Source organism: Paenibacillus zanthoxyli JH29, from assembly GCF_000520715.1.
Lineage (GTDB): Bacteria > Bacillota > Bacilli > Paenibacillales > Paenibacillaceae > Paenibacillus_AQ > Paenibacillus_AQ zanthoxyli.
Map to the genome: position 1 here is coordinate 1 of NZ_ASSD01000006.1, position 6712 is coordinate 6712.

Below are 6712 nucleotides of genomic sequence, written 5' to 3' on the forward strand. Positions count from 1 at the left end.
CGTTACGACCAAGTCGCCGATTCCGGCGAGACCGGCGAATGTCAGAGGGTTCGCCCCAAGCTCTACACCTACGCGGGAGATTTCCGCGATGCCCCGGGTAATCAGCGCCGCCTTGGCGTTATCGCCGTATCCAAGGCCGTCGGACATTCCCGCGCCGAGCGCAATGATGTTCTTGAGCGCTCCGGCCAACTCCACGCCAAGCATATCGCGATTTGTGTATACACGGAAGTCATTGTTCATGAACAAATCCTGAGCCCGTATCGCGGCTTTCTCATCCAGCGATGCGACGACGACCGTTGTCGGACAATGGCGGACAACTTCTTCCGCATGGCTCGGACCGGAGAGGACAACGATACGGTCTTCATCACAGCCAAGCTCCTCCGATATAACCGTGGACATCCGTTTCATGCTCTCTGTCTCAAAGCCTTTGGTCGCATGGACGCAGAGCATCTCTTCCTTCCAGAGAGTCTTCAAACTGCGGGCGACCTGACGCATGCCCGATGAAGGAGCCACGATGACGACCGCTTTGGCATCCGTCACAGCCTCTGCCATATCGGTTGTCGCGATAATGTTCTCGGGAAGAACTGCTCCCGGCAAATAACGCTCGTTCGTATGCTTGGCGTTGATCTCCTCCGACTGGGATGCGTTCCGCGTCCATAGATAGACCTCCGGATGGTTCGCCGCCAGAACGCTTGCCAGCGCTGTTCCCCAACTGCCCGCGACGAGTACGGCGACTTTGTCAGACAACGCGCTTCCCTCCTTTGGATTTGGAGCCGATTTTGTTCTCGCGCCGCTGCGCAATTTTAATTATATTCGTCCGGTGCCGCCAGAATGCAAAGACAGCGATGATCAGGCTGGTCCACAGCACCGGATATGTAAACCCGGTGAACAGCAGGAACACCGGCGTCAATGCAACGTACAAAAGGGACCCGAGCGAGACGTAACGGGTGACAACGATGGACAGAATGGCGATTATTCCGGCATAAAGCGCGGGGAAAAAGGCTAGTGTCGCCATGACGCCAATCGTCGTCGCGATGCCTTTCCCGCCTTTGAAATGAAAGTAAAGCGGCCAGTTGTGCCCGATAATCGCCGCGATACCGCAGGCGGCGGAGACCCAGCCTCCCCATCCGCCCGCCCATACCCCGAGCCAAACGGCGGCAATGCCTTTAAGCACGTCCAGAGCAAGCACCAGTATGGCGGGTCCTGTTCCAAGAACCCGCAGCGTATTTGTAGCTCCCGCGTTGCCGCTGCCGTAATGGCGGATATCAATGCCCTTAATCAGCCTTGCCAGCAGCACGCTAAAGCTGATGGAGCCAAGCAAGTAACTAATAACAATTACTACGATTTCAAACGCCACGCTTCTTCTCCCCTATTCATCGTCGGATTTGCGCCGTGTAAAGATTCGGATTGGCGTCCCCTCAAAATCAAACGCACCGCGGATTTTATTCTCCAGGTAACGTTCATAGGAGAAGTGCATCAGCGAAGGATCGTTGACGAACACCACAATCGTCGGCGGCTTCACGGCCACCTGAGTCACATAATTGATACGCAGACGGCGTCCCTTATCGGTCGGCGGCGGATTGATCGCGACGGCATCCGAGACAACATCGTTGAGAAGATGTGTAGCGATGCGCAGAGAATGCTGCTGTGCGACATGCTGCACAATAGGCAGCAGCTTATGCAGGCGCTGTTTCGTCAGCGCGGACAGAAAGACAATGGGCGCATAAGTCATGAACAAGAAATGGTCGCGGATCTTGTTCTCGAAGTGCTGCATCGTCTTATCGTCCTTCTCGACAACATCCCACTTATTGACCACGAACATCGATGCCTTGCCGGCATCATGCGCATAACCGGCGATATGCTTATCCTGGTCAATGATGCCCTCTTCGCCGTTAATAACGACGAGCACGACATCCGCTCGTTCAATGGCTCGCATGGCGCGCATGACGCTGTATTTCTCCGTCGTTTCATACACTTTGCCGCGCTTGCGCATACCGGCGGTATCGATCAGCACATAGCGCTGTCCGTCACGTTCAAACGGCGTATCGATTGCATCGCGGGTCGTTCCCGCAACATCGCTGACAATAACGCGTTCCTCCCCGAGAATCGCATTGACCAAAGACGATTTGCCCACATTTGGACGGCCGATCAACGCAACGCGGATCACATCCTCGTCATATTCCTCGTCCTGCGGCTCCGGAAGCCGCTCTGTAACCTCATCCAGCAGGTCACCGATTCCCGTGCCGTGGCTGCCGGAGATACCGATCGGATCTCCGAAACCCAGGCTGTAGAACTCATAGATATCCTCAGCCCGCTTCATATTGTCCACTTTGTTGATTGCGAGTACGACCGGCTTGCCTGACCGGAACAGCAGCTGAGCCACTTCTTCATCCGCATTGGTCAGTCCGCTCTTCGCTTCACACATAAATACGATTAAATCCGCTTCCTCGATCGCCAGCTCTGCCTGAATACGGATGGATTTCAGAATCATATCCTCACCATCGATCTCGATACCGCCCGTATCAATTACGCTGAACGCCTTGCCGTTCCATTCCGATACCCCATATATCCGGTCGCGGGTGATTCCGGGTTTATCCTCTACAATAGCCAGCCGGTCACCGATCAACCGGTTAAAAATCGTTGATTTCCCTACATTGGGCCTTCCTACGATGGCCACAACGGGTCTTGCCATGGTTCATTCCTCCTGTCTGCCTTACGTTTCCCATCATAGCAAAAAAGCCTTCTCTTGGCTAACGCCTAAAAACACAATCGGCGAACCCTCATATAAAAGGGTTCGCCGATAAGTATACCCATTATGTTAGACAAAATAAGGAATTATTTCCCCTTGAATTTGTCCAGCTTGTCGCCGAAACGTTCGGCCAGCGTAAAGCTGAGTCCTTGGTTGCTAAGCGAAACATTGGGGTTGTCGAGCACTTCTTTAGGAGCACGGTCTCTGCTTCTTTCCGGCTTGGCAGCAGGCGCCGGAGCTTCTTCCGTTTCCTTAATGCTTAAGGAGACGCGTTTCTCGGATGGGTTGAAATCCAGTACCTTCACTTGAACTTCCTGTCCTTCTTTAAGCACTTCATGCGGTGTGCCGATATGCTTATGGGAAATTTGCGAGATATGCACAAGACCCTCTACGCCAGGGAAAAGCTCAACGAACGCGCCGAAGTTGACAAGACGTTTTACTTCGCCTGTTACCACATCGCCGATATGGATTTTATCGGAAGCCGTATCCCAAGGACCAGGCGTTGCCGCTTTGATGCTTAAGCTGATTTTACCTTTTTCCGGATCGACTTTCAGTACTTTCACGCGTACCTTGTCGCCTTCGGAAATGACATCGGAAGGCTTGTCGACATGACTCCAAGCAATTTCGGAGACGTGAACGAGTCCATCAACGCCGCCCACATCGACAAACGCGCCGAATTGGGTCAGACGCTGTACCGTACCTTCGATGATTTCGCCTTCGGTAAGCTCAGCCATAATTCTTTGCTTGTTAGCTTCGAACTCCTCTTCGAGCACTTCCTTCGCGGAGAGAATAACCTTTCCGTTCTCACGGTCAAGCTCTTTCACTTTTACGCGAAGCGTACGTCCTTTGTAATCGCTGAAATCTTCAACGAAATGACGCTCAACCATGGAAGCAGGGATAAATCCGCGCGCACCCACGTCGGCAACCAAGCCGCCTTTGACAACGTCGGCTACGGTGACTTCGAAAGACTCTTGAGAATTGTAGTACTTCTCCAGGTCGTCCCAAGATTTCTCACTGTCCACTGCGCGTTTGGAAAGAACAAGGCTTTCCTTGTTGTCGTTGATGCTGACAACCTTGCACTCCACTTCTTGTCCGACTTCAACAGCCGAAGCGGCATTGTCGAGTTGAACGGAAGACAATTCGCGAATCGGAATGACGCCGTCATATTTATATCCAATGCTCACATAAGCTTGGTTATCTTCGATTTTGACGATCGTTCCTTTCACGGTGTCGCCTTTTTTCAAGGAAATGATTTGCTCCAGCGCATCCTGGCTTGCGATTTCCTCTTGATTGCTAGCAGCGGAATCTACCGCCTCTACGGATTCGTTGTTCTCCGCAGCTTCCTGATTTCTTATTTCTTCAGACATGTGATTACCCTCCTCGATTCAAAACCCCATTTATTTAAACCCGCACTAGAGCAGAGTTCAAAACATACATCTTTAACAAATGCCCCGCTATAGATGTTACTTATCCTATTATGTTCCAAATAATAACGGCTATGCCGTTTTATTTCCCGCTTGGCTTGCCGGTTTCCAGCATCTCGCGAATCCGGGCCATGATAAGATCGGTAACCGCTTCAGCCGAATCGCTGCCGCCTGCGGCATATTCGCTCAGATCAATCGGAGCGCCGTAAACGACGACCATCCGGCGAAAAGGCTTGTAGTGGCCGATTATCGCCGCTGGAACTACTGCCGCGCCGCTGCGGAGAGCAAAGGTTGCCGCTCCCTTTTTGGCAATTCCAGCATCGCTGTTCCGCGTCCCTTCCGGGAAAATGCCCATTACCTGCCCGCTCCGGAGCAAATTAAGTGCCGTTTTAATGGATTCTTTGCTTACACCGCCGCGTTTAACCGGAAAAGCGCCAAGCTGTCTAACCAGCGGACCGAGAACCGGAACATTGAACAGCTCCGCCTTGGCCATATAGTTCACTTTGCGCTCCAGCTTGATGCCCATTGTCATGGGATCAAGGTTGCTGATGTGGTTGCCGCATAGCAGCACTCCGCCCTCTTTCGGGATATTTTCCATTCCCACCGTCTTTAGCGGAAACAGAACGGAATAAATCAAGCGAAGCAATCCTCGGCAAATGACATAAATCATTAATGATTTCTCTCCCCGCGGGCATAAGATCTGCAGTGGGACACGATGGTCTCCACAACCTGTGCGATATCCATCGACGTCGTATCGAGCAGAATGCTGTCATCCGCGCGCCGCAGCGGCGAAATTTCCCGACTCTGATCAAGAAGGTCGCGCTGTGCAATATCGTTCTCAAGCTGCTCCAGAGTCACCTGTTCCGCATCTTTCAGCTCCTTGTAGCGGCGGAGCGCCCGCTCCTCCACGCTTGCCGTCATGAAAATTTTCACTTCGGCGTCCGGCAGTACGGTTGTGCCGATATCGCGGCCGTCCATTACGACCCCTTTGCCAATCGCCATCTCGCGCTGCAGCTGACTCAGCCTTGTTCGGATGGACTCAATCTTGGCATACTGCGATACCATGCCGCTGACCTGCAGACTGCGGATATGGGGAGTCGCGTCTTCCCCGTTGATTATCACTTTCTGCACATCTTCCCCGGGTATTAATTCAATCACCATATTTCGTACTGTTTGAAGCACGTTATCATGATCTTCCGGCATAATGTCTTTGCGGATCATATACCAGGTCACCGCCCGGTACATGGCTCCCGTATCGACATAAATGTAAGAAAGCTTTTGTGCTACCATTCGGGCTACTGTACTCTTGCCTGCCCCGGCAGGTCCGTCGATAGCGACGTTAATTTTGTCAACGATATGTGTCCCCTGCCTAACCAAAGGGGCATTCCTCCTCAGGCATAATGCCAAGACCGCGCTTGGCGGTTGATCCACTTGACATACCGGAAAGCACGAACAAAAATTCATACTTTCTGATATCTTCAAGAAAAAAGCAGGCATTGCCTGCGACTTATAAAATTATACCACAGTTTGTACAGCAGTGCAAAATCGCATAGACTCAAAATACAGCGAACAAATCGGGAAATGTAAGCAAAATTCAGTGTATTTTAGAACTCTTTGCACGAATCCCGCGTGAAACAATTGCCAGACTCGCTTTACCGGTTGCGGAAATCAAACTGCCGCTCGAAGCAGAAGCGGATGATTTTCTGACGTTCGCCGTCCAAGATGTTTACGAACTTAAGCATGGCCACACTCCGCCCGTTATCGAGCTCCTTCATCCGCACTACCTCGGCTTCAAAGTAAGCATGTTCGTTCGATCCGTTACGGTAAGGGATAAGAAGCCAGCACTCCAGCTGATCACCCACTTCAAGCGGAACGCTTACATCCGTCCAGAATGAAGTTCCGCCGCCGCCGATATCTTCAGTCCGAACCAGAAAGCGAATGCCCGCTGCTGTTCTGACAGCCAGCTCCAGCTCTGCGTTGACACGCAGGAAGCTTCGTCTTTGTATTTTCATAATCTCATCCTTCGCCGGCTTGTGCACACGCACCATTCGGATGACGTCTTCCTTGAAACCGAGCACATACGTATAGAAATAATTTTTGATTCCGCCCTCGCTCATAAAATAAACCGACAGCTCATCCCCGATATGCAGTTTCTTAAGCCGCCCGCTGCTTTCCTGCATCGGAATTTCTATTAGAAATGCTTCATCTTCCAGTTCAGCTATTCTGGAGCGGTATTCGATTTCCAGTTCGGAGGCGTCGCTGGATGCTACCTGGATGAACAGTTGGTCGTTAATTTTGGGATACAAACATGTCACCGCCATTGAAATTAGTAAGATATTCTAATGGCGATTATACCATGTGATACGGCGGCTGGGTGAGAAAATATTACGGGGACGCTTCAGCATCAATCCATTCAGGGAAGGATACGGGGTTCATATCGATTATCACATGAAAAAGGCCATCCGCAAGCGGACAGCCTTCATTCGGCATCTAATGAAACTCTTGAACTCTCCCCCACTTAGCTTACGCATGAAGTGGG

7 protein-coding genes are annotated in these 6712 nt (G+C 51.7%); all 7 read right to left on the reverse strand.

The window, feature by feature from the left end; genetic code table 11:
• The coding region (locus L691_RS0100230) for an NAD(P)H-dependent glycerol-3-phosphate dehydrogenase (RefSeq protein ID WP_025688012.1) at positions 1-747 on the reverse strand (747 nt) is incomplete at its 3' end.
• Positions 740-1357: a glycerol-3-phosphate 1-O-acyltransferase PlsY gene (plsY, locus tag L691_RS0100235; RefSeq protein ID WP_025688013.1), complete on the reverse strand. Its 618-nt coding sequence runs from the start codon at positions 1355-1357 to the stop codon at positions 740-742. The genes plsY and L691_RS0100230, both read right to left, overlap by 8 nt.
• 12 nt (positions 1358-1369) lie before the next feature.
• Complete coding sequence (der, locus tag L691_RS0100240) at positions 1370-2692, reverse strand: ribosome biogenesis GTPase Der (RefSeq protein ID WP_025688014.1); 1323 nt, start codon at positions 2690-2692, stop codon at positions 1370-1372.
• 143 nt (positions 2693-2835) lie between these two features.
• Positions 2836-4116, reverse strand: coding sequence for a 30S ribosomal protein S1 (gene rpsA / locus L691_RS0100245; protein WP_025688015.1), 1281 nt, complete (start codon positions 4114-4116; stop codon positions 2836-2838).
• A gap of 139 nt (positions 4117-4255) precedes the next feature.
• A complete protein-coding gene (locus L691_RS0100250) occupies positions 4256-4843 on the reverse strand; it encodes a lysophospholipid acyltransferase family protein (RefSeq protein ID WP_025688016.1) in 588 nt (195 codons plus the stop codon).
• The gene (gene cmk / locus L691_RS0100255; RefSeq protein ID WP_025688017.1) at positions 4843-5550 is read right to left on the reverse strand and encodes a (d)CMP kinase; all 708 of its coding nucleotides are present in this window, start codon (positions 5548-5550) and stop codon (positions 4843-4845) included. The genes L691_RS0100250 and cmk overlap by 1 nt, the downstream gene beginning before the upstream one ends.
• Positions 5551-5825: 275 nt before the next feature.
• Complete coding sequence (locus tag L691_RS0100260) at positions 5826-6479, reverse strand: flagellar brake protein (RefSeq protein WP_025688018.1); 654 nt, start codon at positions 6477-6479, stop codon at positions 5826-5828.
• Positions 6480-6712: the final 233 nt, after the last annotated feature.

What these genes read in the sequence shown, in the direction of transcription:
- rpsA (WP_025688015.1), bottom strand. Translation starts at nt 4,116, where the DNA reads ATGTCTGAAGAAATAAGAAATCAGGAAGCTGCGGAGAACAACGAATCC.
- L691_RS0100250 (WP_025688016.1), bottom strand. Translation starts at nt 4,843, where the DNA reads ATGATTTATGTCATTTGCCGAGGATTGCTTCGCTTGATTTATTCCGTT.
- der (WP_025688014.1), bottom strand. Translation starts at nt 2,692, where the DNA reads ATGGCAAGACCCGTTGTGGCCATCGTAGGAAGGCCCAATGTAGGGAAA.